Raw genomic sequence first — 26,206 nt, 5'->3', positions numbered from 1 at the left:
CGCGGCTGCCGCTGCGAAACGAAGCTGAAATCGTCGCCGAGGCGCTGTATCCGGGCGCTTCAGCCAGCATGGAAAGCCGAAAGCTCATCGACCCATGTAATGCGAAGGGTCGTACGAAGTGTTGATGGAGATTTCTACATGCTCGGGCACCGCCGAGCTTAATCGGCCTTAGCTTTGGAGCTATGGTCACGGCGCGTGACCGAACCGGCTACGACCACCGGGCAGCGGCAGGTGTGCTCCTCAATGATGAAGACGGTGTCACAACAGTTGTGATTTGAAGTAAGGCGCCGCCGTTGAGAGGATTCTTTACTATCGCGTTCAAAGCGCAAGCCGCAGGTACGAAAAGGCAGTAGCGCATCTTGAGGTTAATGAATGAACGCGATTGAACTTACCGGCCCGGCTACTGATCGTTTGCAACGGATCGTTTTACCTGCACCTGACGCACCGGGTATCGGGCGTGTCCACGTCAGAATGGAGGCTGCCAGTCTCAACTATATTGATTTGGCTGTAGCGACAGGTCGTTACGGTAGTCTGTCTTACCCCTTGATTCCGATCGCCGATGGTGCAGGTGAGGTGATAGCGGTGGGCCGAGATGTCTGGCAGGTTAAACTCGGTGACCGTGTTGCGATCCACTCAAAGCCCTACTGGACGGCGGGCCACGGTAACGGCTTTGTCGCAAACCACACACGCGGCGTCACCGAGCGCGGGTCGCTGATTGAAATCGCCGAGGTTGATGCGTCTTCCGTTATCAAAGTGCCTGACCATCTCGGATGGGAAGCGATCGCGACGCTACCCGTTGCGGCAATGACGGCTTGGAGAGGATTGGAGGAAGCTGGGATCGGTCCAGGATCGACTGTGGTGGTGCTTGGAACTGGGGGCGTGTCAATCATTGGCCTGCAACTCGCCAAGGCGCGTGGTGCCAGAGTTATCGTCACTTCCTCTTCGGATGACAAACTAGAGCGGGCGCGGGCGCTTGGCGCAGATGACACCATCAACTATCGTCGGAATCCTGAATGGCAGCAAGACGTTCGACGGCTGACCGACGGCATCGGTGCAGATCTCGTCGTTGATACGGCCGGTGGGAATGAGTTTGGCCGCGCCATCATGGCCGTACGTTACGGCGGTACTGTCTACGCCGTTGGTTTTGTCGCTGATACAACTGTTCAACTTGCGCTTCTCTCTCTTATAAGCAATGGCGTCCGGGTAATCGGAATCAACGGAGGCTCTGCTGAAGATCTCGCCGGCGCAGTGGCTGCCATTGGTGCCAAAGGCATCAATCCGGTGATTGATCGCGTCTTACCGCTCTCCGCTTTGGAGGAAGGTTATCTACTACTCCAGCGCGGAGGGCACTTCGGCAAGATAGCCATAACGCTCGATTGGTGAGCCTTACCGTCGACTTCTTTCTCACGCCTCGTAATGCCTCATTGGTAAGCTTTGGCGGGAATTCGGTTATGGACGTTTCTAAAAATCCCTAACATCCTGTCACAATAGCTCCGCTGCCACGAGAGAGCGTCCTGTATGATCAGCCAGACGTCCCGGAAACTAGATATTTTGTGAAGTTGGCGCGCAAAAAGTCTACGAAGAGCCGTATCTTCGGTGTCATTTTTCGATTGCTGGGCCACACTACATGAATGGTGTTGGAGTCAGAAATATAGGTACCAAGTACTGTTTTCAATCGCCCATCTGCGACTGCGCTTTTTACAGAAAAATCAGGCACGCATGCGATCCCACGTCCTTCCAGAGCCATGTAGAGAAGGGCATCTAGGCTATTGCATACCATCGTCACGGGGAGCGAAGACGGCATCGCTATCATCTTTGAGCATTTCATTGGCCACTGATATATTTTTCCCGTAGACGCCCAGCGATAATGTAGGCACGCATGGTGCAAAAGATCGTCTGGCTTATGGGGTGTCCCGTTTTTTTTAACGTATGCGGGCGAGGCTACCAAACAAGCGCGATAGGGGCCCAGCGGACGAGATACCAGACGTGAGTCTCGAAGCGCACTTCCACGAATGACTACATCAAACCCCTCTTCGATGACATCGACAAGCCGATCGGTGAAATCAAGATCGAGTTCAATCTCGGGATGGCGCGCCATGAATTCGGAAAGCACAGGGAGCGGCAAACCCGCAGAAAGGGCCAAGCCGACCCTTAACCTACCTTGTGGGTGCTGAGCCATTGCGCTGAGCTCATCTTCAGCAGCCTGAATTTCCCCAAGAATTCGTCCGCACCTCTCCAAGAACACTTCGCCTTCGGACGTAAGGCGAACACTTCTGGTACTGCGCTGGAAGAGTCGTACACCGACGCGATCCTCCAGCCGAGAAATGCTTTTGCTTACTGCAGAGGCCGAAATTTCGAGATTTCGGCCAGCTTCGGCAAAGCTCCGCGTCCGTGCCGCCTGCACAAAGACATCTAGACCTCCTAAAGCGCTAAAACTTTCCATACCAGTCCTCAGGGCCTCTGATTGATGACATCCACGTCATGTTAGAAATGACTCATGCGTCCATGATGCTAGCAGAAGAAGGGAGCTAAGATTACCTCCTAGACGACCCATCCCCTGCGGGAAAATGGTCTTGATTGATTATTTGGAGGAATTTCTATGCTCACCACTGAGCATCTCGACGCTTACCTCAAGGCCATGGAAAATCGCGATATCGAAGCGACGAAGGACCATATGGCGGCTGATGTCGTACTCCGTAGCCCAATTGTCCCCACCCCTTTCGAGGGCAAAGAGAATGTCGTACGAGTCCTTACTCAACTTCTCGACACGGTGGACGCTTTCCAGCCAAAACTTCTGTTGCGTGAGGGGCGTGAGTTTGTGTCCGTATTCACGATCGAATTCAATGAACACATTCTGGACGGCATGGATCACATGCATTTAAACAATGAGGGATTGATCGACAGGATGACGATGGTGTGGCGTCCACTCCTATCCATTGTCGCAGTACAGCAAAAACTTGCCCCCAAATTGGGAGGCAAGGCCATGGTGTTAGTCCCAGCAGGATCGCAAACAGCTTGAATATCGACTTCCACTCAGATGAGAATCATCAAAAAATGAAGGAATATTTTTTGTCTGTTTGCAGGTCTGATATTCCAATCTCTTCCAATATTCGGTCGCACTATAAAAAAACCGACTTGCGAGATGCCTATTCTGTTTTATTGCCAAATAGTGCAACCGACGACCCCGAACGTTTGGCTCGCCATCTGCACGAAAATCCTGCGCCATGGTTTCACACGTTACTGCGTATACGCGACTTGCTGGTGGCTCCGTTGGGGATCAAGACCTCACGGCAGTTCGAGAGAGACGCCAAGCAGCAGAAAAGAGATCACATCTCGTTTTTCCTGATTTTCTCTTGCTATCGGCATGAAATCGTCTATGGGCTGGACGATGTCCACTTGGATTTTCGCGCATCAGTACTTGTCGTTCCTCCTAGTGCAGACAGTCCTTGTCGTAAGCTGGTGGCAGTCACAGTCGTCAAATGTCATAACAGCCTTGGAAGGCTGTATATCAGGCTGATCGCCCCATTCCATAAGTTGGCCGTCATCGGAGGACTCCGGCAGGCAGCCAAGATTGGCTGGCCTGCCATATAGGTGCTGGACATGATGAATTCCACCCCGGCGATCACGGGGACGCCATCTACCACTCGCGCCGTCGCTCTCCATGGCACCACGCTGGTAACCTTCTTCGCCGCCGCAAGTTCACCCACGCCGCTTTACCGGCTCTACCAAGCGCAGTGGCATTTCTCACCGCTGATGCTGACGGTGATCTTCGGCGTCTATGCACTGTCACTGCTGGCAACGCTGATAACGGCCGGATCGCTATCGGACTACATCTGCCGCAGACCAGTTATTACGCTCGCGCTGGTTCTGCAGATGGTCGCGATGGGATCGTTCCTAGCCGCATCCGATATCGTCTGGCTGATCGCAGCACGCATGTTGCAAGGCGTGGCCACAGGCTTAGCGACGGCTGCCCTAGGCGCGGCAATGCTGGATCTGCACCACGAGCGCGGGGCGCTCATTAATAGCCTCGCACCGCTCGGTGGTCTGGCCGCGGGCGCACTGGGAACGACCGCACTCGTCCAGTGGGCCTTCGCGCCACTGCAACTGGTATTTGCGCTGCTACTGGCAGCCTTCGCGATGCAGACGCTGCTCACGTGGACCACACCCGAAACCGCTTCTGGTCGCCCCGGCGCGCTGACCTCGCTGCGTCCGCGTGTGGTGGTGCCACTGCAAGCGCGTGCCACTCTGAAAGCAGTCTCACCCATCAATGTCGCGATCTGGGCGCTGGGAGGCTTCTATCTCTCTCTGATGCCCTCCCTTATTGCGCGCGCCACGGGCTCAGCCTCGGCTTGGCTGGGAGGCCTGAGCGTAGCGGCACTGACACTTAGTGGAGCGGTGGCCGTTGTTGCTTCGCGGGCGCACAATCCGCGCGTCTCTCTGCTTGGCGGGGCCATGTTCCTGGCGGCGGGACTGGTCTGCATCATGTCTGGTGTGGCCTTAGGCCGGGCCGGGCCGCTATTGGCTGGATCGGTAGCCGCCGGCGTGGGCTTCGGTGCTTGTTTCCTGGGAGCGATGCGCAGCGTGTTATCGCTGGCCGGCCCCGGCGAGCGTGCTGGGCTGATGGCGGCCTTCTATGTGGAAAGCTACCTCGCCCACGTGCTGCCCGCTCTCGCTGCAGGCTATCTGGCCCAGCACTTAGGTCTAGTAGTTACCACAGAGTGCTTTGGCGTGGCGATCATTGCTCTGGCCCTGATCGGTTTTAGAGCGATCGCGCGCCGTAAGCAATGAGTAACGACCAATCTAGTTGGATACATAGCATGATGAATACCTCGAATCCAGCAATGCCATCAGTCAAATTCGTTGAAACCAACGGAATTCGAATGGCGGTTTATGAAGACGGTCCTGCAAATGGACGCCCAGTCGTTCTCCTTCATGGGTTCCCAGAGCTTGCTTATTCTTGGCGACATCAGATTCCCGCTCTCGCCGAGGCGGGGTATCGCGTTATTGCGCCAGATCTTCGCGGATATGGCCTGACTAGTTGCCCGCCAAAGGTGGAGGATTATGACCTTGAGCATCTAATGGACGATCTCATCGGTCTGCTTGATGCCCTAAGTATCGAAAAGGCGATCTGGTTTGCCCATGATTGGGGCGGAATCCTCGGCTGGCAACTACCTCTCTTTCATCACGACCGCACCGCTGGTGTCATTGGCGTAAATACACCGTTCATTCCACATTGGCAGCTCTGGCTTCAACCGGACCAGATTGCTGATCTGGCTCCGGGCTTCGTGCCAGACCCATATAAGGACCCGATCGAACAGATGCGGCAAGTGTATTGCCCAGAAATGTATGTGTTGATGTTCCAGAATGGCGGTGTGTCTGACAAAGTTTTGGATCGCGATCCACGAAGAACCTTCCAGGCTTTCTTTCGCAAGAACGGCCTGCCCTATTCAGAATACCGAAAGCTTCCGCCGGCATCCAGGAACATGGATTTATTGACTCCATTGGCGAGGCTCAAGTCCGGCGCGTTCCTCGGCGACGATATTCTGACGCCTGAGGAGCTGAATTTCTACGCCGATCGCTATGCGAACACTGGATTCACGCCGGGAATTAACTGGTATCGAAATATCTCTCGAAATTGGAAAGCTGGTTTGGGAGTTGATCAAACAGTGCGAGTGCCGTCTCTCATGATCAGTGGCGAAGATGATCCTATATTGACGGCTGGCATGGCGAGTGGAATGAGGGCCCACGTTCCCGACCTGGAGTCTCAAGTTATTCCACGATGCGGTCACTGGACTCAGGAACACAAGCCGGACAAACTGAATGCACTAGCGCTTAATTGGCTGGCGAGACGTTTCCCGTCCCAAAAGACGGCGCGCATCATTTATCACGCCCAAGACCATTAAGCTAAATGGGCGCCATTTCAAAATGGTGCCACACGAATATTCACCACTCACAAATTAAGTAGAGGTTTAGGAATATGTCTAATTTCTCTGAAACGCATCAGAAAATCGCTCTTGTCACCGGCGCCAGCCGCGGTCTTGGACGGGCCGCCGCTGCCCGTCTCGCTAAAGCCGGATACGAGGTGTTGCTCGGCGTTAGGAACGAGACCGACGTGGCGGATTTTGTTGCCGAGGCCGCAGCTGCGGGCGAGAAGGTTCGGCCACTTATCCTCGATGTCACCGATCCCGCGACGATCACGCGGGTCGCGCAAGTGATCGAGTCCAATTATGGCTCACTAGACCTGTTGGTAAACAACGCCGGGATCATGCTTGACGGTAGCTGGCAAGGTAATACAGCGACGACCATCGATCCAGACAGTCTCCGCCGTACTTTCGAGGTGAATGTGTTCGGGGTCGTCGCAGTCACCCAGGCGATGTGGCCGCTGCTCGTCAAGGCTGGCCATGCGAACATCGTCAATGTGAGCAGCCAAATGGGATCGAACACGTTGCATGCGGATCCCCAAAGCATTCTCGCGGATCTGAAACCTTTCGCCTATGACGCGAGCAAGGCAGCTCTAAATGCCTTCACCACCCACCTGGCAGATGCCGGACGGGCCGTCGGCATCCAGGTCAACAGCGCCCATCCGGGCTGGGTCAAGACGGAACTCGGCACCGAGGATGCCTTCCTGTCGATTGAGGACGGTGTGAAGACGATCGTGGACCTCGCTCTTTTGCCGCCGAACAGCAGAACTGGTCGCTTCGAACATCGCAGCGAGGCTTTGCCGTGGTGATCTCAGGGCCGTGTCTTAAAAGGGTGCAAGACCATGCCTGAGTTCTCAAAAACTCGTCAGAAAGTTGCGCTTATCACCGGGGCCAGTCGTGGTCTTGGCCGTGCCTCCGCCGCGCGTCTGGCTCAAGCTGGCTACGTCGTGTGGCTCGGTGTCAGGAACGAAGCCGAGGTTGTTGACTTCGTTGCCGAAATCGAGGCTTCCGGCGGTCAAGCTAGGTCCATCACGCTCGATGTAACAGTTCCGGAAACGATCGAGCGATGCGCAAGTCTGATTGAGTCCGAGCATGGCTTCCTCGATCTGTTGGTGAACAACGCTGGCATTATGCTGGATATGCTAGACCGTAGCTGGCAAGGCAACACTGCTACGACCATCGATCCCACTAGCTTGCGGCGCACTTTCGAGGTGAATCTTTTCGGAGTCGTTGCCGTAACGCAGGCAATGTGGCCTCTGCTCGTCAAGGCGAGCCATGCGAACGTAGTCAACGTAAGCAGTCATTTAGGGTCGAATACATTACATGCAGATCCCGAAAGCCGTCTCGCTGGAAGGAAGCCTTTCGCCTATGCAGCCAGCAAGGCGGCGCTAAATACGTTCACCACTCATCTAGCGGATGCCGGTCGCTCGATCGGCATTCAGGTCAACAGCGCCCACCCGGGCTGGGTAAGGACGGCACTCGGAACCGAAGATGCCACGATGTCAACCGAGGAAGGGGTTGAGACCATCCTGGACCTCGCTCTTTTACCACCGAACAGCAGAACTGGTTGCTTCGAGCATTGTGGATGTGCTTTGCCCTGGTGATTTCGGGAGCGCGTCGGTACAGCTATGGGGGGCTGATCAACCTCGGCCTGCGGATTTTTAGCTGAAAACCACCTGCAAGAACTCCGCGCGCAAAGATCGTTGATGTGAGAGCCGATGGAGCGTGCGACACTTAGCCAATTCATCGTGAAGTGGGTGAAATATTAAGGCAGTCCGATATGGAATTTCGTCATTTGCGTTGTTTTCTGGCTGTGGCGGAAGAACTCCACTTTGCCCGCGCTGCTGAGCGGCTGCATATCGAGCAATCCCCGTTGTCGCGCACCATCAGAGAGTTAGAAGAAGACCTTGGCGTGCAGCTATTCGTCCGCACCAGTCGCAGCACGCGTCTGACGCAGGCGGGAAAGCTGTTTCTGGAACATGTGCCGCGTGTGTTCGCCGCTTTGCAACAAGCCCGCGACAGTGTGAAAGCAGCGGCCAATGGCTTCCAGGCGCAGCTGCGCATTGCATTGTCCGACGGTATCACGCCGTCGCGGCTGCCGGCCTTATTGGCAATGTGCCGACAGGAGGAGCCCGAGGTAGATATTCGGTTGTTCCAGGTGCCGCTATCGCAGCAGATGAAGGGGCTGCAGGACGATCTGTACGACGTAGGCTTCGCGCAGTCGGATGAGGCGGGCGAAGGCGTGGTTGCAGAAGCTGTATGGAGCGATCCGTTGATGGTGGCAGTGCCCGCCCGGCATCATCTGCTCAAGCACAAGCGCATCCCACTGGACGAAGTTCTGCAATTCCCATTGGTGTTATGCGATCCATTGGTATGCGAAGGTCACGCGCGGCAAGTCGAACGTGCGCTACGTCGCTCTGACAGAGAACCACTGGTGGTTGAGCGTGTCGCTTCGTTCGAGCTGATGATGATCGTAGTGTCGGCCGGCTTCGCCTTGGGGCTGGCCGGCGGCCCACACATCACGGCAAGTCGGGAGTCTGGCGTGGTAGCCCGTCCCTTGGCCGGGCGTTCGCCGATGCTGACGACCTACCTCCTGCGGCGCGAAGGCGAAGTTTCGGAAGTGCTGTCCCGGTTCATCGAACGGGTGCAGGCCATCGAATTGCCCGAAGGCACTAGGCCCGCTTTGCCGCCCGAACTTGATCCACAGGAGGAAATCGAGCTATGAAGAAATTTTTTTCGCTCCTGCTTGCTCTGCTGTTGACTGCTTGCGGCCCATCGGAGACACCGAAGCAGGCCAACGTCCCGACCGTGGATGAACTGGCCGCCGATCCAGGGCGGTTGAAGGAGTTGCGCCAGCAATGCAAGACCGACCGCGCTGCGCTTGGTGACGTGCTTTGCAACCGAGTAGCCGAGGCCACACGCAAGCGGTTCTATGGCGACGGAAAGACGCCCTACACGCCATCAGAAACACCACCGAAGTTCTGATCGCTAATCCTTCGCAAAAAACTCTCGTTCCTTTGCAAGCACGCCGCAGCGCGACCGCGCCTGCGGCATTTTTATTGGCTTCTTCGCAGCCTGAAACCTTGTTTTTTTCGTCATCTAGTTTCCGATAACGGTCTTTGACCGGCACTGACCCGGCACTGATCCTCGCGTTATGCGGCGCGTCCTTGTGCCGCTTTCTGATGAGGAATCAGCGCAGGGGAATCGGAGGCCAGTCATGCAATCTCAGGGCGTGCTGTTCGGGCAGATCGCCGCCGTCTTCGGCATCGTGATCGCCGGTGTGTGGAGTGCAACGCAATGGACAGCCGCCGCCCTGGGCTACCAACTACGCCTTGGCTCGCCGTGGTTCGACTTCTTTGGAACGCCGGTCTATCATCCCTGGCGGCTGTTCGAGTGGTGGTTCGTCTTCGATGCCTACGCGCCGCGCATCTTCAACACTGGCGGCACTATCGCGGGCGGCAGCGGCTTGGTGGCCGTGCTGGTTGCCATCGTCCTGTCGGTGTGGCGCTCGCGGCAATCGCGCCTTGTCACCACCTACGGTTCGGCACGCTGGGCCGATGCGGATGACGTTCGCAAGGCCGGGCTGACCCAGCCCGCCGGTGTTTTCCTCGGCCTGCATCGCGGCCAGTACCTGCGGCACGCAGGCCCGGAACACGTCCTGACCTTCGCGCCGACGCGCTCCGGCAAGGGTGTCGGCCTGGTCGTGCCGACCTTGTTGAGCTGGCCCGCGTCGGTCGTCGTTCACGACATTAAAGGCGAGAACTGGACGCTCACCGCAGGCTGGCGCTCGCGCTTCTCGCATTGCCTGCTGTTCAACCCGACCGATGCGAGGTCGGCCGCATATAACCCTCTGCTAGAAGTGCGGCGCGGCGCGCATGAGGTGCGCGACGTGCAGAACGTGGCGGACATTCTGGTCGATCCCGATGGCGCACTCGAACGCAGGAACCACTGGGAGAAGACCAGTCACGCACTGCTGGTCGGCGCCATCCTGCACGTGCTCTACGCGGACGAAGATAAAACGCTGCGCGGCGTCGCCAACTTCCTCAGCGATCCCGCTTGCCCGTTCGAGCTGACCTTGCACCGGATGATGACGACCAAGCACCTGGGCGATGCGCCGCATCCTGTCGTCGCATCTGCTGCGCGCGAAGTGCTCAACAAGTCGGACAACGAACGCTCCGGCGTGTTGAGCACCGCCATGTCGTTCCTCGGCCTGTATCGCGATCCCACCGTCGCCGAAGTCACATCGCGCTGCGACTGGCGCATCGCCGACCTGATTTCCGCCAAGCACCCGGTATCGCTGTACCTCGTAGTGCCACCTTCGGACATTAGCCGCACGAAGCCGCTGATCCGGCTCATCTTGAACCAGATCGGGCGACGGCTGACCGAATCGCTCGATGGCAGCGATGGCATCGAGCGCCGCCACAAGCTGCTGCTGATGCTGGACGAGTTCCCAGCGCTGGGCCGGCTCGACTTCTTCGAGTCCGCGCTGGCGTTCATGGCCGGCTACGGCATCCGCAGTTTTCTCATCGCGCAGTCGCTCAACCAAATCGACAAAGCCTACGGCCAGAACCATTCGATTCTGGACAACTGCCATGTGCGCGTGACCTTCGCCACCAATGACGAACGTACGGCCAAACGGATCTCCGAAACGCTCGGCACCGCTACCGAACTGCGCGCCCAGCGCAACTACGCCGGTCACCGGCTCGCGCCGTGGCTCGGTCATCTCATGGTGTCGCGGCAGGAAACGGCCCGGTCGCTGCTGACGCCGGGCGAAGTGATGCAGCTTCCGCCCGATGAATCGGTGGTGATGGTGTCCAGCCTGCCGCCGATCAAGGCGAAGAAGCTGCGTTACTACGCCGACGCCAATTTTAAGCGCCGTGTGCTGTCGCCGCCTGCGCTCGCCACCGGGCGCTATGCCGACGCGCCGCCAACTCGCCCCGACGACTGGAGCAGCCTGGCGATTCCCGCCACTCCCACCGCACCGGCCACGGCATCCGCCGATGACCTGGGCGGCACCGACGACGGCGGCCCACGCCATCAACCCGAGCTATCCGAAGTCACCGAATACAGCCCCGAACCGCAGCCCGCAGGCAACGACCTGGGACTGCTCGATGACGACGACGACCTGCCGTTGCCGCTCCCCCGCCAGTTCGACCCGGCCATGCAGCGCACGGCCCGGCTGGCTTCCCTCGACCCCAACGACGGAATCGACCTATGAGCCAATACCGCCTCAATCTGTTCATCCAGCACGAACACGCCAAACGTCTCGAAGAACTGGCCGCCAAGAAAGGCGTGTCCAAATCGTCCATCGTTGCGGCCGCGCTGGCGTCCTGGCTATCGCCGGACGCGGGCGATCAGCGCGAAGCCGCCATTGCCAAACGGCTGGATCGCCTGTCGCGGCAGACCGAACGCCTGGAGCGCGACCAGAACATCCAGATCGAGACACTGGCGCTGTTCGTCCGCTACTTCCTGACCGTCAGCACGCCCATTCCCGAGGCGCATCAAGACGCGGCCCGCGCCCAGGGCAAGGCCCGCTTCGAGCAGTTTATCGAGCAGCTCGGCAGGCACCTGCTGCGCGGCCGGAGCCTTGTACGTGAGGTGATGGAAGAACTGCATCCCGATCCAATGCGGATGGATGACGCGGCGGCACGGGCCGAAGCCCATGAACGTGCTGCGGAGCGTGCCTCATGAGCGCCGTTCCGAAGTCATCCGCAACCACCGCGCTGGATCGCCGCATCCAGATGCTGCGCACGGCAATGGGGCCGCTGATCGCCGCCGCGCTGGAAGACCCGGACGTGGTGGAAATCATGCTCAACCCCGACCGCACCCTATGGGTGGATCGGTTGTCGTCGGGCCGCACGCCGCTGGGCGTTGAACTGCCCGAGGCGGATGGCGAACGCATCATCCGGCTGGTGGCCGCCCACGTCGGCGCGGAAGTGCATCGCGGCCAGCCGCTGCTGACCGCCGAGCTGCCGGAAACCGGCGAGCGCTTCGAGGGCATCTTGCCGCCCGCCGCGCCCGGCCCAGCCTTCGCGTTGCGCAAGCGCGCCGTGAACATCATCGGCCTGGATCGCTATGTGGCCGACGGCATCCTGACAGCCGGACAAGCGGACTTCCTGCGCCGCGCCGTGCGCGAGCGGCAGAACATCCTGATCGCCGGCGGCACCAGTACCGGCAAGACCACGCTGGCGAATGCGCTGCTGGCCGAGATTGCCGCCACCGGCGACCGCGTGCTGGTGCTCGAAGACACCATCGAGCTGCAATGCGCCGCCCGCGACCATGTGCCGCTGCGCACCCGCGCCGGCGTGGTGTCGATGCAGGAGCTGGTGCGCGCCACGATGCGCCTGCGCCCGGATCGCGTCGTCGTCGGCGAAGTGCGCGGCGGCGAAGCCCTGGACTTGGTGAAGGTGTGGGGAACCGGCCATCCGGGCGGCATTGCCACCATCCACGCCGGTTCGGCGCTGGGCGCGCTGCTGCGCCTGGAGCAATTGATTCTCGAAGTGGCGGTAAACCCGCCCCGTGCGTTGATCGCCGAGGCGGTCAACGTCGTCATCCACATCGCCGGACGTGGCCGCAAGCGCCACGTCGAAACCATCGCCCGCGTCGGCGGCTTCGACGCTGCGGGCTATCGCCTGGCGGATGGGCTGGAAACGCCGTTTCCCGAACTGATGCCAGTTCCTCTTGCAGCCGATGCCGCTGCGCCTTCCTCGTCCCCTGACCATCCTGGAGAACTGCCATGACGCAGATGAACGCCCATGCTTTGCGCATTTCCGTAAATCCGGCTTCGGCCTTCGCCCGCCTACGGCGGCTGGCCGCGCCGACACACCACGGCCTGCTGCTGGCCGCCACCATGCTGATGACGGCCGGCACGGCGAAGGCTGCCGGTTCCTCGATGCCGTGGGAAGGCCCGCTGCAATCCATCCTCGATTCCATCCAGGGGCCGGTGGCGCGCATCGTCGCGGTCATCATCATCATCGCCACCGGCCTGGCGCTGGCCTTCGGCGATACCTCGGGCGGCTTCCGCAAGCTGATCCAGATAGTGTTCGGCTTGAGCATCGCTTTCGCCGCGTCCTCGTTCTTCCTGTCGTTCTTCTCGTTCTCCGGCGGGGCCGTCGTATGAGCACGGCCAACGACCTTCCGGGCTTCGAGGTGCCGCTGCATCGCTCGCTGACCGAGCCGATCCTCATGGGCGGTGCGCCGCGCACCGTGGCAATCGCCAACGGCACGCTGGCCGCCGCCGTCGGGCTGGGCCTGCAACTGTGGATTCCCGGCGCGGTGCTCTGGCTCGTCGGTCACTCGCTGGCCGTCTTGGGCGCTCGCGTCGATCCGCAGTTCATGCAGGTCTTCGCCCGGCACATCAAGCATAAGCCGCTGCTGGACGTGTAAGGAGACGCCGCCATGCTGAACCTTGCCGAATACCGCCAGCGGCCCGCCTTGCTCGCCGACTGGTTACCCTGGGCCGGGCTGATCGCGCCCGGCGTGGTGCTGAACAAGGACGGCAGTTTCCAGCGCACGGCCCGCTTTCGCGGCCCCGACTTGGACAGCGCCACGCAAGGCGAACTGATCGCCACGTCGGCGCGGCTCAACAACGCGCTGCGCCGGCTGGGTTCGGGCTGGGCCTTGTTCATCGAGGCCGACCGCCGGCCGGCGGCGGACTACCCGCACTCCGACTTTCCCGAGCCGCTGTCCTGGCTGGTGGACGAGGAACGCCGCTCTGCCTTCGAGGAATCGGGCCACCACTTCGAGAGCGGATATCACCTGACGCTGGCCTACCTGCCACCGGAGGAATCCCGCGCTCGCGCCGCGAAGATGCTCTACGAGAACGCCCCCGGCGACGGCGTGGACTGGCGCGGCCGGCTCGATGCCTTCGTGGCGGAGACCGATCGCGTATTCGACCTGCTCGACGGCGTGATGCCGGAAATCGCCTGGCTCGACGACGCGCAGACGCTGACCTACCTGCACGCCACGGTTTCGACGCGGCGCTACCGGGTGGCGGTGCCGGCAGTGCCGTTTCATATCGACGCGCTGCTGGCCGACTCCGCCCTGGTCGGCGGCCTAGCGCCCACGCTGGGCGACCAGCACCTGCGCGTGGTGTCGGTGCGGGGCTTCCCGACCTCAACCTGGCCGGGCCTGCTGGACGACCTCGACCGCCTGGGCTTTGGCTATCGCTGGTCAACCCGGTTCCTCTGCCTCGACAAAGCCGAGGCGGAAAAGGAACTCGGCCGCCTGCGCCGCCAGTGGTTTGCGAAACGGAAGAACGTCGTCGCGCTGCTGCGCGAAACCATCTTCCAGCAGGAAAGCCCGCTGGTCGATACCGACGCCAGCAACAAGGCGGCCGACGCCGATGCCGCCTTGCAGGAGCTGGGCAGCGATCAGGTCGCCTTCGGCTACCTGACGGCGACCGTCATCGTCATGGATGCGGACGCCGCCGTGGCCGACGAGAAGCTGCGTATGGTGGAGCGCGTCATCCAAGGGCGCGGGTTCGTCACAATCCCCGAAACCCTCAATGCGGTGGATGCTTGGCTGTCGTCCATTCCCGGTAACGCCTACGCGAACGTGCGCCAGCCCATCGTCTCGACGCTGAACCTGGCGCACATGATGCCGCTATCGGCGGTATGGGCCGGGCCGGAGAAGAACGACCATCTCGACGGCCCGCCGCTGATCGTCACCCGCACCGATGGGGCAACGCCGTTCCGGCTGGTCACGCACATCGGCGACGTGGGGCATACGCTGGTCGCCGGCCCCACCGGCATGGGTAAGTCGGTACTGTTGGCGACGTTGGCCTTGCAGTTCCGCCGTTACTTCGGCTCGCGGATCTTCGCCTTCGACATGGGCGGCTCCATGCGGGCCACGATACTTGGACTGGGTGGCGAACACTACGACCTGGGCACGGACGGAGAAATCGCCTTCCAGCCCTTGGCACGCATCGACCGCGAGGGCTATCGCACCTGGGCCGCCGAGTGGATCGAAGGCCGCCTACTGCATGAAGGCGTGACCGTCGGCCCGGACGAGAAGGTGGCCATCTGGTCGGCACTTGGCAGCCTCGCTGGTGCGCCGCAGGAACAGCGCACGATGACCGGGCTGTCGGTGCTGCTGCAATCGAATGCGCTGCGCCAGGCGCTGTCGCCGTATGTACTCGGCGGCGCACACGGCAAGCTGCTGGACGCTGATCGCGACAGGCTGGGCATGGCCGACGTGCAGGGCTTCGAGATGGAAGAGCTGATGCACAGCCCCGCCGCCGTGCAAGCGGTGCTGCGCTATCTGTTCGCGTGTTTCGATGAGCGGTTCGACGGTGCGCCCACGCTGCTGATTCTCGATGAGGCGTGGCTGTTCCTTGATGAGCCGTCTTTCGCGGCCCGGATCCGCCAATGGCTCAAGACGCTCAGGAAAAAGAACGTCAGCGTCATCTTCGCCACGCAGAGCCTGGCGGACATCAAGGATTCGACCATCGCGCCCGCGATCATCGAAAGCTGCGCGAGCCGGATTTTCTTGCCGAATCCGCAGGCGACCGAGCCGCAGATTCGCACGATCTACGAGGGCTTCGGCCTCAACAGCCGGCAAATCGAGATCGTCGCCACCGCACAGCCCAAGCGTGACTACTACTACCAATCACGCCTCGGCAATCGCCTGTTCGACCTCGACCTTAGGCCGGCCGCACTCGCATTCGCGGGCGCATCCACACCGCAAGACCAACGCGACATCGACCGCGTGCTGACGCAGGCCGGCGCTCCCGGCTTCGCCGGCGCGTGGCTGCGCCTTCGCGGCCTCGATTGGGCCGCCGACCTGCTGCCGTCCGCACCGGCGGCGGCTTCCTTCTTCGCTTCTCAACCGCTGGAGGTTTCGCCATGAAGACCCGTGCGCTTTCCGTTTCGCTCGCCATCGTGCTGTACGGCTCGCTGATGCTCGCCCAGCCGGCGGCTGCCATCACCGTGTTCGACCCGTCGAACTTCGTGCAGAACACGCTGACCGCCGTTCGCACGCTGGAGCAGATCAACAACCAGATCAACCAGCTCCAGAACGAGGCGCAGATGCTCATCAACCAGGCGCGCAACCTGACGAGCCTGGACTTCAACATCGTCAACCGCCTGCGCTCCACGCTCGCCGCGACCGAACGCCTGATCGCCGAGGCGCAGGGGCTGGCCTACGACGTGCAGAGCATGGATGCCACGTTCTCGCGCCTGTACCCGGAGCAGTACGCCGCCACCGTCAGCGGCGACCAGATGCTGCGCGATGCGCAAGAACGCTGGAAGAACACCTTGAACGGCCTGCACACCGCGATGCGGATGCAGGCGCAGGTGTCGCAGAACCTGACCCAAGACGAAAGCGCGCTGTCCGACCTCGTGAGCCAGAGCCAGTCGGCCACCGGCGCTTTGCAGGCCATGCAGGCGACGAACCAGCTTCTCGCCTTGCAGGCCAAGCAGTCCATCCAGGCGCAGCAGCTCCAGATCACGCAAGACCGGGCGGCCTCACTGGAACTGGCGCGGCAGGCGGCGGCCACCGAGCGCGCCCGCGAAGTCCGGCGGCGCTTCCTCGGCAGCGGCACGCCATACACGCCGCAGTCCGTCAACTTCTACAACAACTGACGGAGGCGGCCATGCGATGCGCTTCCGTCCTGCTGGCCCTGCTGCTGACCGCGTGCGGGCAGCAGCAGGGCGAAGACCTGGCCGACACCTTGACCACTGATCCCGCGCGGCTCAAGGCGCTGCGCGCGCAATGCGCGGCCGACCGGCAAGCCGTGGGCGAGGACGCCTGCTGCGCTGACGCCGAAGCGTTCCGGCGGTGCTTCTTCGCCGGTCAGGCCGGGCCGGACGAATGCCGGATGCTGGCAGACCTGCCGCCGATTCCACCGAGCTTCGATGAACGCCCCGATGACGGCGAAACGCTGGCCTTGCCTGCATACGAGGACGCGCCATGAACGACGTGACCATCATCGACCGCTTCCTCGACACGTTCTCGCGCTACATCGACTCCGGCTTCGGGCTGCTGCAAGGCGAAGTGGCGTTCCTGACCGCCGCGCTCATCGTCATCGACATGACCATCGCCGGCCTGTATTGGGCCATGAGCCACGCGACCGGCCAGGGTGAGGACGTGATCGCCAAGCTGCTGCGCAAGGTGCTCTACGTCGGTGCCTTCGCCTACATCATCAGCAACTTCAACTGGCTGGCCGGCATCGTGTTCCGCTCGTTCGCTGGCCTGGGGATCATGGCCACCGGCTCGGCCATCACGATGGAGAACTTGCTACAACCGGGGCGACTGGCGAAAACCGGGATCGACGCCGCCGCGCCGATTCTGGAGCAGATCGGCGACATGGCCGGCTTCCCCGAGGTGTTTGTGAATCTCGACCCCATCGTGGTGATGTTCATCGCCTGGCTGGTGGTGATCCTGTGCTTCTTCGTGTTGGCGGTACAGCTTTTCATCACGCTGATCGAGTTCAAGCTGACCACGCTCGCCGGGTTCGTGCTGGTGCCGTTCGCGCTCTGGAACAAGACGAGCTTCCTGGCGGAAAAAGTGCTCGGCAACGTGGTGTCGTCGGGCATCAAGGTCTTGGTGCTGGCGGTCATTGTCGGCATCGGCTCGGGCCTGTTCTCGCAGTTCCAGGTTCATCCCGATGAACCGTCCATTGACCATGCCCTGGTCGTGATGCTGGCTTCGCTCTCGCTGCTGGCCCTGGGCATCTTCGGGCCAGGCATCGCCACGGGCCTCGTGTCCGGTGCGCCGCAGCTTGGCGCGGGCGCGATGGCCGGTGCCACTGTCGGCGCTGTTGGCACGGGCGTTGCCATTGGTGCCGCCGCCACTGGCGTGGGCGGTGCGGTCATGGCCGGGGCGCGCATGGCGCCGGCCGCCGCCAAGTTGGCCGGTAGCGGTGCGCGTGCCGCTGCCTCGACAGCCGGCGGTGCCCGTTCGGCGTTTCAAGCCGGTTCCGCCGCAGCCGGTGGCGGTGCCAAGGGTGCGATGGCGGGCCTGGGTAACGTCGCCAAGACCGGCGCGCAGGCCGCGGGCCAAAAGGCCGCCGCCGGGGCGCGCTCGCTCAAAGACCAGACAGCCGCCGCTTTCCACGCCGATGGTGCGGCTCCGGCCTCTGGTGGCGGTGCGGCAGCGGCCAGTGGTGCCGCCGCCCAATGGGGTGCAGCCGAAGGCGATGCCCCGGCCGCCGCCGGGCAGAAGCAACCGGCCTGGGCCAAGCGCCTGCACCGCCGCCAGCAGATGACCCACGCTGCGACCACCACCGCTCACACGCTGCGCGGTGGCGATGGTGGCGGCTCGGGGCAAAGCCCGAGCCTGCGCGATTCCGATTCATAAGGAGAGACGACCATGCGATTCAAGCGACCGCAGGTGCGCTATGCCGACACGCCGCAGCCTGCCACTCCATATCAATCCGCCGCGCAGATGTGGGACGAGCGTATCGGCTCGGCCCGCGTGCAGGCCAAGAACTGGCGACTGATGGCCTTCGGCTGCCTGGTGCTGGCACTGCTGATGGCCGGCGGCCTGGTCTGGCGCTCGGCACAGTCCATCGTCACGCCCTATGTGGTGGAAGTGGACAACGCCGGCCAGGTACGCGCCGTGGGCGAAGCGGCCACGCCGTACCGGCCCAACGACGCGCAGACGGCGCACCACATCGCACGCTTCATCACGCTGGTTCGATCGTTGTCCATCGACCCCATCGTCGTGCGGCAGAACTGGCTGGACGCCTACGACTACACCACGGACAAGGGCGCAGCCGTGCTCAACGAGTACGCCCGCAGCAATGACCCGTTCGCCCGTATTGGCCGCGAGTCGGTGACGGTGCAGATCACCAGCGTCGTCCGCGCCAGCGACACGTCTTTCAACGTGCGTTGGACGGAGCGCCGCTACGTCAACGGCGCCGCCGCCGGGCTGGAGCGATGGACGGCCGTGGTGTCCATCGTGCAGCAGACCCCTCGCACCGAAGAGCGCCTGCGCCGCAACCCGCTGGGCATCTACGTCAATGGCCTGTCGTGGAGCCGCGACCTGGATTCTTCCGAAGGAGCCAAGCCATGAAATCAATGCAGACTCACCCCACAGCGCTACCGCTGTCTGGCAGTACCAAAAGAAAACAGGCCTATCTGGGTCGCAGCCAACGAGAGGCCGCTGAAGGCGAATATCGCCGGCGCTTGAACGATGGCCTGGCGCTGGTGTTCCCGTTGTTCTCGCCGCGCTTCGGACTGGATCGCCAAACCCTCTACGCGATCAGTTTGTTGACATTGGTAGCCGCGCTTTCCGGTTGCGCCTCGCAGGGCAAACCATCGCCGCGCATTTCACTGGACGAGCCAGTGCAGGCGCAGCCGCTGCCCGAACTGCCCAAGCCGGTCGAAGTGGTGGAGGTGCCAACAGTACTGCCGATGCCGGCGCAGTTGAAGCCGCTGCCGGAGGTGGGCAAAGACAAGCCCGCGCCGGAGCCGGCCGACGAAACCGTGCGTGTATCGAAGGCCAACGCTGAGGCGCGCATTGCGCCCACGCGCGAGGGCTACGTCAATGCCATTCAGGTCTGGCCCTTCACCGATGGCGCGCTCTACCAAGTCTATGCAGCGCCGGGGCGCGTGACCGTGGTTTCGCTTCAGCCGGGCGAAGAACTGGTGACTGTCGCTGCTGGCGATACCGTGCGCTGGATCGTCGGCGACACCTCCAGCGGCAGCGGCGACGAGCTGCGCATCAATGTGCTGGTTAAGCCGATCCGTTCTGGGTTGAAGACGAACCTGGTCATCACCACCAGCCGCCGGACATATCTGCTGGAACTGACCTCGACCGAACGCGCCTGGATGGCGTCGGTGTCCTGGGACTACCCGAGAGATCGGATGCTGGCCTTGCAGCGCCAGGCACAAGCCGCGCAGGCGACTGCGCCGGTCGATACCGGCCTGTCGCTTGAGCACATCCGCTTCCGCTACGCGATCAGCGGCAGCAATCCACCGTGGAAGCCACAGAGGGCTTTCGATGACGGCGAAAAGGTCTATATCCAGTTCCCGGCGGGCATCGTGCAAGGAGAACTGCCGCCGCTGTTTGTCATTGGCGCGCAGGGCGACGGACAACTGGTGAACTACCGATTCCGTCCGCCGTACTACATCGTCGATCGGTTGTTTGGTGCTGCCGAATTGCGCCTCGGCGGTGATGGCGGCGACGTGGTGCGCATCGAGCGCACGGATAGCACGCCGAGGAACTAGCCATGAGCCAGGATGACACTCCCGACGTTGCTGCACCGCCAGCGGGCAAGGTCGAACCCGAGGCGGTGGCATTGCGCGCCCAGCCTCGGCCGGTCACACGGCTGAACCGGCGCACGCTGGCCATCCTCGCTGGCAGCCTGTCGGTCGCCGTGCTCGGTGCGCTAATGTGGTCGCTGCAACCGCAGCGGCACGGGGCCAGTGAGCAGGCCGAGCTTTACAACGTGGATCGCGTCTCGCGCTCCGAAGGACTCGACCAGCTTCCGGCCGACTACTCGAAGTTGCCGCCAGAGGTGCCGGAACTGGGGCCACCGCTGCCGGGCGACCTTGGGCCGGCCATCGTGAATTCGCAGCAGCCGGCCGTGGCCGCCCCCGGGCACGACCCCGCCGAGGCGGAACGTCTGGCCCGGTTGAAGGAAGCTGAGGAAGCGGCCACATCGTCGGTATTCTTCCGCACCGGCACCCAGCAAGCCGCGCCGGTGGCGCAGTCGCAGCTGGCCGCCGCGCCGGGCTTCGCCACCAATGCGGCCTTCGACCCGATGGCCGCCGGGCCGGCCTCGACGGCGGCCCAGTCTGCCGACCCAACCACCGTGCAGAATCGCCAAGACCAGAAAGAGGCGTTCCAGCAGGCCGGAACCACGGAAACCCGTAATTCCGGCAACCTGCAAATGCCGGCATCGCCGTATCAGGTCATGGCCGGCACGGTGATCGCCGGGGCGCTGGTCACAGGCATCAAGTCCGACCTGCCGGGCGATGTCATCGCCACGGTGACGGAGCCGGTCTATGACACGGCCTCCGGGCGCTTCCTGCTGATCCCGCAGGGTTCGCGCATCCTGGGCAGATACAACAGCCAGGTCAGCTACGGGCAGAGCCGCGTACAGGTGGTGTGGAACCGCATCGTCCTGCCCGACATGTCTTCGCTTACGCTCGACAACCTGGCAGGCACCGACTCAGCCGGCTATGCCGGCTTGGAGGATGGTGTCGATTGGCATTGGGATCGCATCTTCGCTGGTGCGGCGCTGACCACGCTGCTAGGCGTTGGCGCCGAACTGGCCGCGCCGGAAAACCGCCAGGACGGCGATCGCGTCATTATCGCCGGGCGCGACAGCGCGCAGGACAGTATCAATCAGGTCGGCCAGGAGATGACCCGGCGCAACCTCAACATCCAGCCCACACTGACGGAGCGACCGGGTCTGCCGGTGCGCATCATCGTCAATCGGGATCTGGTGCTGCGGCCGTACCAGCCGCTCTTCTTCAATCGGGGGACTTCACGATGACGACGCGCAAATTGCGGCTCGGACCGCTGCCCAAGACCGAAAGCATCAAGTTGACCTTCGCGTGTCCAGCCAGCCTGAAAGCCGATCTCGACCGTTACGCTACGCTGCACTCGCAGGTGTATAGCGAGCCTGTTAGTGCTGTGACGTTGATACCGCACATGCTGGAGGCGTTCATAGCGGGGGACCGAGCGTTCAGAAAGGGGTAATAAAGACACGCTCGCATGTCCGAGGCTAAGTTGACGATGTCGGCTTGTTCCAGTCGGCGTGCCACTATGTCAGAAAATGTAATGCCAAGAAGCGTTTCTTGCGCTATGGGCTGGTTTCCCACTTGCGCAGTTATTCAATTCTTGCGTTGGATTTTTCTACTACTGCTTTCCAACGTCTTTGCTCCTCAGCCACGTACGCTTCGAATTCAGGTTTATCCATGAGCAGAACCTGTGCGCCGATCTCATCAAGCTTGGCGGCGATTTCGGGATCGCCTACGACTTTGTGCAGGGCGGCGCGTAGCACTTCCGTCGTTTCGCTAGGGGTTGCGGCAGGTACGAATATGCCTAGCCACGATGTTGCCAGGGCTTCTGCATACTGTAGTTCGGCAAGGGTAGGAACTTCCGGCAACGCCTGTAGTCGCTGGGCACCTGTGACGGCGAGCGCGCGGAGCTTGCCAGCCTGTATATGCGCCATGGTGCTGGAGGGGTAATCGAACGCGAGTTCGATGTTGCCCCCGAGCAGGTCGGTGATGGCGTGCGCACTGCCTCGGTAGGGCACATGCGTGAATTTGGTGCCACTGACCGATTGAAACAGCTCAGCTGCGAGATGCGCGCCGGTACCGTTCCCGGGAGACGCATAGTTGAGTTCGCCGGCACGTTTGGATTGGTGTAGAGCACCATCGGCGAGATCGCAACCTGTGCCACAGCACGGAAGTCCTTGTCGCTGTCATAGCTGATCGACTTGAACAGGAACGGGTTCACCGAAAACGATTGGGTCGTCACCAGTAGCGTATATCCATCCGGCGTGCTACGTGCGACAACGTCGCTACCGATACTGCTGCCCGCACCCACCCTGTTCTCGACGATCACCGGTTGCTTGAGCTCTTGCGATAGCTTCTCTGCGAGCAGTCTGGCGCCGTAGTCAGTGAAGCCACCTGCGGAGAATGGCGCAATCATGCGAATGGGCTTGTCCGGATATGAATCTTCCGAACTGGCGGCTAGGGTATTTCCGAGCGCGAGCACGCCCGCCAGGAAAGCGCCGCATACGCGTGCGATACAAGATTTATTCGATTTCATTGTCATCCTCTGATTCTCCAGTGCGGTGCCTTAAGACACTTTCCGGTTCGTTATTTGCGTGCATTGCGTCGTGACACAGGCGGTTGGGCGTGGCCCGGCACACTACTTACGCGTGCCGGGGTATGGGAAAGGCGATAGGGAGGCTTGAGCACGGGCCACAGCGTTCCGTTCGGATCGGACGCCATCGTTAGCACATCCATCTGAAAATCCGGGTCTTGTAGCAGCGCTTCTACGCCCGTCACTGGCACGGATCGCCGGCCCGTGCGCGGGTCCGATGTAGTCCAGGTGCTGCCATCCGCATCCACGTGGACTTGCCCCGGGGTCTCGGGGTTGCCGGCCGTGTATAGGGTGGCCCATGCCGCGACGTCCTGCATCGCGACCTCGACGAACTGGCCGCGGTCTTGTCGTTGCACAAGTGCCAGGATGACCGCGAATAGGGCGACTTGACCGCCGAGGATATCGCTTGCGGAGACGCCGGTCTTGACCGGGAAGTCGTTCTCAATCGTGCGCGTACGGTCCATGATTCCGCCCATGGCCTGGATCACCGTGTCGAACGCGGGACGGGCAGGGTAGGCGGAGCGGATGCCAAAGCCCGAGATCGAGCAATACACCAAGCGTCCATTGAGGCGGGACAAGGCTTCGCGTCCGAAGCCCAGTTTGGCCAGCGCACCGGGACGCAGGTTCTCGATCAGGACATCGGCCTCGGCTACCAAGGCAGCGAAATGATCACGGTCGGCGACGTCCTTGAGATTCAAGGCGATCGGAGTTTTGTCCGTGTTGTTCAGAGCGAAGAAAAAACTGGTGCCGTCGATCGCAGGGGTCCAGGCACGCGACGCTTCGCCCTCGAGCGGTTCCACCTTCAGGACTTCGGCCCCGAGTGCGGCCAGGTGTTTCGCGGCCAATGGAGCGGTGGTGTATTGGCCGATCTCGATGACCCGAAGACCGGCCAGGGGACCCGTCATCGACGAGTTCGCGGTGGTACCTACGTCTGGCGTCGACGTAGGGGCAGGCATTCCCGACGGGCTCGCCTCACTGTGCAGGCCTACGATCTGGAAAATCCGGACACCGCGGTAGGAATCGTGCGAGATACCTTGTTGCGTGATCTGCTGCGCCACCTCGGCGTGACGCAACTGGAAATTAGGTTCATCCGCTAAATGGGATACTTGCAGGATCGGTCCCGCTGCGATACCGATACCGTCGCAGGCAGCCACGCATTCGGCCGTCGAATGGTGGGAGGTCCATCCTTCGACCAAGCCATCCACGCGTTGGACGGCGGCGACGCGTTCGACGACCTTGTCGAGGCCGGCCCGGTCCGCGGGGGCCACGTTGATTAGATCGGCCAACTTACGCCATTGATCGTCGCTTCCTGTGCAGATCAGCACCCATCCATCCTCGGTGCGATAGGTGTTCCAAGGCGAGGCGGACGGATGCAGGTTGCCCATGCGGCTCGCGCGCGTGCCCACGAATGCTTTTGGCAGGAAGGTGGACAGCGCATTGACCGCGCAACTGTACAGCGAGACCTCGATGGTCTGTGTTAGGGCCTGCTGCGTAGGCGTGCACCGGGTCGCCATGATCGCGGCCGCCGCATACAAGGCGGCGGACGTCTCCGCGAAGGGAATGCCGATCGGCGTCGCCTGACTGAATCCGGTGGTGTCCATCAGTCCGCACAAGGCCTGAATCTCCGAATCAGATAAAGCGAGGTGTCGGCGTGGACTTTGCGCGCTCGTCGAGCTGATCTCGCAGACCAGAACACGTCTTTCGAGTTCGAGCTGACGCAGACGCAGGCGTCCGGCATCCTCCAGTTCGTCACCGCATACAACGACGATTGTGCAGTCCTGGCCGACCTCGCTGGGAAGGCGAGCCGCACGCGTCACGGGTATGCCTGCCTGTTCGAGCAGCGATGCGGCAAGCAGTACGCATGCGCGCGTGCCGCAGGCCAGTGCTCTGTCTTGTAGTGTCACGCCTGTCTCCTTCTCATGGCGGGTTTTCAGCGGCCTTTATATTCAGGACGACGCTTCTCGGCGAAGGCTCGTCGTCCTTCGATTCGGTCTTCCGAGTCGCGCATCGCGCCCCAGGCTAACTCCGTGAATTCGATGGCCTGCGTCAACGGCACATTGGTGCTGACCTGTGCCACCTTCTTGATCATCTGTATGGCCACTGGGCCGTTCGCCGCGATCGTGGCGGCGAGCTCCCTGGCGGTGCGGGTCAGGTCGACCAGGTCGACGCAATCGGATATCAACCCGACCCTCGCCGCGTGATCCGCATCGATCCTCTCCCCGGTCAGCAGCATCCTCATGGCGATGGCCGATGGCACTGCACGCTGCAGCAATTGGATTCCGCACACGCCCGGGATACTGCCCACCGTAGGTTCCGGCAGCCCGAAGGACGCGTTGTGTGATGCGATTCGGATATCGCATTGCAGCGCCAATTCGAGCCCCCCGCCCAGGCAATAGCCATTGATGGCGGCAATCAGGGGCTTGGATATATTGAGCTTGCCCAGATCCACCAGCCGCACATAGACGCCTTCCGCGATCGCTGCATCGTGTGATTTGACGAATGAGGCTCCGAAGTTGATGTCGGGTGGAAACGACTTCTTGAGATCCATGCCCACGCAGAACGACTTTGCGCCCGCGCCACCGACGATGATGACGCGAACGTTGGCATCGTCGCGAGCACGCTCCAGCAGTGTTCTCAGCGTGGTCAGATCTTCGACATCCAGGGCGTTCAGGGACTCGGGACGATCCAGTGTCAACGTGGCAATGTGGTCCGAGACTTCGTAATGTATTGTCATGCTCGTTCTCAGACGGTCGGCGACGACAATGAGCGGCCGCCACACACGTAGATCAGTTGGCCGGTGACATAGCTGCTGCCGGAATTTGCGAAGAACAGCGCTGTCTGGGCGATGTCATCGGGCGTTCCTATGCGTTGTGCCGGAACGGACGCTTGCAGCCGCCCCTTGAGTTCGTCGCCGTAGGCTTGGAAGAGAGGGGTGTCGATGATGCCCGGCGCGATGGCATTGACGGTAATACCGAACTTGGCCCATTCCAATGCCAGGCTGCGCGTCAGGCTTACCACGCCGCCTTTCGCGGCTGAATAGTTAGCCTGGCCGACGTTGCCCAACCAGGCACGCGACGAGATATTGATGATCCGGCCGCTGCGAGCCTCAACCATATGCTGCAGCGCGGCGCGGCAGCAAAGAAATTGCGAGCGCAGATTGATCGCGATGATGTCGTCCCAGTCATCGTCGCTCATCTTGGTAATGCGAGTGTCGCGAGACACTCCGGCATTGTTGACCAGTACATCGATGCGGCCGAACTGACGCGCCACGGTATCGACCGCTCGGTTGACGGCTTCGCTTTGTGTGACATCGACGGGGATTCCAATCGCCGTGGCACCGTCGCCGGTCAAGCGAGAGGTCGCTTCGTCGAGCGCATCGCGGTCAATATCGAACATGATGACGGTGTCGCCTTGGCGTGCGAACGCGCTCGATATCCCGTACCCGATGCCTTTCGCACCGCCAGTGACCACCGTCACGCGAGGTTCGTGTTCCATTT

The 26,206-nt window shown here is 61.6% G+C and carries 26 protein-coding genes and 1 pseudogene; 22 read left to right on the top strand and 5 right to left on the bottom strand.

Annotated elements, in window-relative coordinates; genetic code table 11:
• Nucleotides 1-372 precede the first annotated feature (372 nt).
• On the top strand, nt 373-1,383 hold the full coding sequence (locus ACYVIT_RS20035) for a zinc-dependent alcohol dehydrogenase family protein (protein ID WP_415804237.1): 1,011 nt from the start codon (nt 373-375) through the stop codon (nt 1,381-1,383).
• Nucleotides 1,384-1,522: 139 nt separating this feature from the next.
• On the opposite strand, the gene ACYVIT_RS20030 is transcribed toward ACYVIT_RS20035, so the two are convergent.
• Nucleotides 1,523-2,443, bottom strand: coding sequence for a LysR family transcriptional regulator (locus ACYVIT_RS20030; RefSeq protein ID WP_415804236.1), 921 nt, complete (start codon nt 2,441-2,443; stop codon nt 1,523-1,525).
• 156 nt (nt 2,444-2,599) lie between these two features.
• Here ACYVIT_RS20030 and ACYVIT_RS20025 point away from each other — a divergent pair, with 156 nt between their 5' ends.
• The 21 genes from ACYVIT_RS20025 to ACYVIT_RS19925 all read left to right on the top strand — a co-directional run bounded on the left by ACYVIT_RS20025 (nt 2,600) and on the right by ACYVIT_RS19925 (nt 21,575).
• On the top strand, nt 2,600-3,019 hold the full coding sequence (locus ACYVIT_RS20025; RefSeq protein WP_415804235.1) for a nuclear transport factor 2 family protein: 420 nt from the start codon (nt 2,600-2,602) through the stop codon (nt 3,017-3,019).
• Nucleotides 3,016-3,591 carry a DUF2867 domain-containing protein gene (locus ACYVIT_RS20020; RefSeq protein WP_415804234.1) on the top strand — a complete coding sequence of 192 codons (576 nt, stop codon included), beginning with the start codon at nt 3,016-3,018 and terminating at the stop codon, nt 3,589-3,591. Before ACYVIT_RS20025 ends, ACYVIT_RS20020 begins: the two co-directional genes overlap by 4 nt.
• Nucleotides 3,592-3,600: 9 nt before the next feature.
• Nucleotides 3,601-4,788 carry an MFS transporter gene (locus ACYVIT_RS20015; protein WP_415804233.1) on the top strand — a complete coding sequence of 396 codons (1,188 nt, stop codon included), beginning with the start codon at nt 3,601-3,603 and terminating at the stop codon, nt 4,786-4,788.
• Between the two features lie 29 nt (nt 4,789-4,817).
• On the top strand, nt 4,818-5,903 hold the full coding sequence (locus ACYVIT_RS20010) for an alpha/beta fold hydrolase (RefSeq protein ID WP_415804232.1): 1,086 nt from the start codon (nt 4,818-4,820) through the stop codon (nt 5,901-5,903).
• A gap of 74 nt (nt 5,904-5,977) precedes the next feature.
• On the top strand, nt 5,978-6,730 hold the full coding sequence (locus ACYVIT_RS20005) for an SDR family NAD(P)-dependent oxidoreductase (RefSeq protein WP_415804231.1): 753 nt from the start codon (nt 5,978-5,980) through the stop codon (nt 6,728-6,730).
• Nucleotides 6,731-6,763: 33 nt separating this feature from the next.
• Entirely contained in the window at nt 6,764-7,525 is a 762-nt protein-coding gene (locus ACYVIT_RS20000) for an SDR family NAD(P)-dependent oxidoreductase (RefSeq protein WP_079390969.1), read from the top strand.
• Nucleotides 7,526-7,701: 176 nt separating this feature from the next.
• Nucleotides 7,702-8,646 (top strand): LysR family transcriptional regulator, encoded by a 945-nt coding sequence (locus tag ACYVIT_RS19995; RefSeq protein ID WP_023980326.1) that lies wholly within the window; start codon nt 7,702-7,704, stop codon nt 8,644-8,646.
• The gene (locus tag ACYVIT_RS19990) at nt 8,643-8,906 is read left to right on the top strand and encodes an EexN family lipoprotein (protein WP_415804230.1); all 264 of its coding nucleotides are present in this window, start codon (nt 8,643-8,645) and stop codon (nt 8,904-8,906) included. The genes ACYVIT_RS19995 and ACYVIT_RS19990 overlap by 4 nt, the downstream gene beginning before the upstream one ends.
• A gap of 232 nt (nt 8,907-9,138) precedes the next feature.
• Nucleotides 9,139-11,139 (top strand): conjugal transfer protein TraG, encoded by a 2,001-nt coding sequence (locus ACYVIT_RS19985; RefSeq protein WP_415804229.1) that lies wholly within the window; start codon nt 9,139-9,141, stop codon nt 11,137-11,139.
• Complete coding sequence (locus tag ACYVIT_RS19980; RefSeq protein ID WP_023980323.1) at nt 11,136-11,612, top strand: CopG family transcriptional regulator; 477 nt, start codon at nt 11,136-11,138, stop codon at nt 11,610-11,612. The genes ACYVIT_RS19985 and ACYVIT_RS19980 overlap by 4 nt, the downstream gene beginning before the upstream one ends.
• Nucleotides 11,609-12,661 carry a P-type conjugative transfer ATPase TrbB gene (gene trbB / locus ACYVIT_RS19975; protein WP_415804227.1) on the top strand — a complete coding sequence of 351 codons (1,053 nt, stop codon included), beginning with the start codon at nt 11,609-11,611 and terminating at the stop codon, nt 12,659-12,661. The genes ACYVIT_RS19980 and trbB overlap by 4 nt, the downstream gene beginning before the upstream one ends.
• The gene (locus tag ACYVIT_RS19970; RefSeq protein ID WP_023980321.1) at nt 12,658-13,041 is read left to right on the top strand and encodes a TrbC/VirB2 family type IV secretion system protein; all 384 of its coding nucleotides are present in this window, start codon (nt 12,658-12,660) and stop codon (nt 13,039-13,041) included. Before trbB ends, ACYVIT_RS19970 begins: the two co-directional genes overlap by 4 nt.
• Complete coding sequence (locus tag ACYVIT_RS19965) at nt 13,038-13,307, top strand: VirB3 family type IV secretion system protein (protein WP_023980320.1); 270 nt, start codon at nt 13,038-13,040, stop codon at nt 13,305-13,307. Before ACYVIT_RS19970 ends, ACYVIT_RS19965 begins: the two co-directional genes overlap by 4 nt.
• Before the next feature lie 12 nt (nt 13,308-13,319).
• The gene (gene trbE / locus ACYVIT_RS19960; protein WP_415804226.1) at nt 13,320-15,770 is read left to right on the top strand and encodes a conjugal transfer protein TrbE; all 2,451 of its coding nucleotides are present in this window, start codon (nt 13,320-13,322) and stop codon (nt 15,768-15,770) included.
• Complete coding sequence (gene trbJ / locus ACYVIT_RS19955) at nt 15,767-16,504, top strand: P-type conjugative transfer protein TrbJ (protein WP_415804225.1); 738 nt, start codon at nt 15,767-15,769, stop codon at nt 16,502-16,504. Before trbE ends, trbJ begins: the two co-directional genes overlap by 4 nt.
• 11 nt (nt 16,505-16,515) lie before the next feature.
• A complete protein-coding gene (locus tag ACYVIT_RS19950; RefSeq protein WP_415804224.1) occupies nt 16,516-16,836 on the top strand; it encodes a hypothetical protein in 321 nt (106 codons plus the stop codon).
• On the top strand, nt 16,833-18,221 hold the full coding sequence (gene trbL / locus ACYVIT_RS19945) for a P-type conjugative transfer protein TrbL (RefSeq protein WP_415804223.1): 1,389 nt from the start codon (nt 16,833-16,835) through the stop codon (nt 18,219-18,221). The genes ACYVIT_RS19950 and trbL overlap by 4 nt, the downstream gene beginning before the upstream one ends.
• A 12-nt stretch (nt 18,222-18,233) precedes the next feature.
• The gene (gene trbF, locus ACYVIT_RS19940; protein WP_415804222.1) at nt 18,234-18,938 is read left to right on the top strand and encodes a conjugal transfer protein TrbF; all 705 of its coding nucleotides are present in this window, start codon (nt 18,234-18,236) and stop codon (nt 18,936-18,938) included.
• Nucleotides 18,935-20,095 (top strand): P-type conjugative transfer protein TrbG, encoded by a 1,161-nt coding sequence (trbG, locus tag ACYVIT_RS19935; RefSeq protein ID WP_415804221.1) that lies wholly within the window; start codon nt 18,935-18,937, stop codon nt 20,093-20,095. The genes trbF and trbG overlap by 4 nt, the downstream gene beginning before the upstream one ends.
• 2 nt (nt 20,096-20,097) lie before the next feature.
• Nucleotides 20,098-21,369 carry a TraB/TrbI/VirB10 family type IV secretion system protein gene (locus tag ACYVIT_RS19930; RefSeq protein WP_415804220.1) on the top strand — a complete coding sequence of 424 codons (1,272 nt, stop codon included), beginning with the start codon at nt 20,098-20,100 and terminating at the stop codon, nt 21,367-21,369.
• Nucleotides 21,366-21,575: a DUF2274 domain-containing protein gene (locus ACYVIT_RS19925; RefSeq protein WP_415804219.1), complete on the top strand. Its 210-nt coding sequence runs from the start codon at nt 21,366-21,368 to the stop codon at nt 21,573-21,575. Before ACYVIT_RS19930 ends, ACYVIT_RS19925 begins: the two co-directional genes overlap by 4 nt.
• A gap of 130 nt (nt 21,576-21,705) precedes the next feature.
• On the opposite strand, the pseudogene ACYVIT_RS19920 reads toward ACYVIT_RS19925, so the two are convergent.
• The 4 genes and pseudogenes from ACYVIT_RS19920 to ACYVIT_RS19905 form a co-directional block, all read right to left on the bottom strand.
• Nucleotides 21,706-22,532: pseudogene (locus tag ACYVIT_RS19920) on the bottom strand (tripartite tricarboxylate transporter substrate binding protein).
• 170 nt (nt 22,533-22,702) lie between these two features.
• Entirely contained in the window at nt 22,703-24,613 is a 1,911-nt protein-coding gene (locus ACYVIT_RS19915) for a CaiB/BaiF CoA-transferase family protein (RefSeq protein ID WP_415804218.1), read from the bottom strand.
• A gap of 26 nt (nt 24,614-24,639) precedes the next feature.
• Complete coding sequence (locus tag ACYVIT_RS19910) at nt 24,640-25,443, bottom strand: enoyl-CoA hydratase/isomerase family protein (RefSeq protein ID WP_415804217.1); 804 nt, start codon at nt 25,441-25,443, stop codon at nt 24,640-24,642.
• An 8-nt stretch (nt 25,444-25,451) separates the two neighbouring features.
• Nucleotides 25,452-26,204 (bottom strand): SDR family oxidoreductase, encoded by a 753-nt coding sequence (locus tag ACYVIT_RS19905; protein WP_415804216.1) that lies wholly within the window; start codon nt 26,202-26,204, stop codon nt 25,452-25,454.
• Between the last annotated feature and the right edge of the window lie 2 nt (nt 26,205-26,206).

Source organism: Bordetella muralis, assembly GCF_054781015.1.
This window is presented reverse-complemented; position numbering and strand designations above follow the sequence as displayed.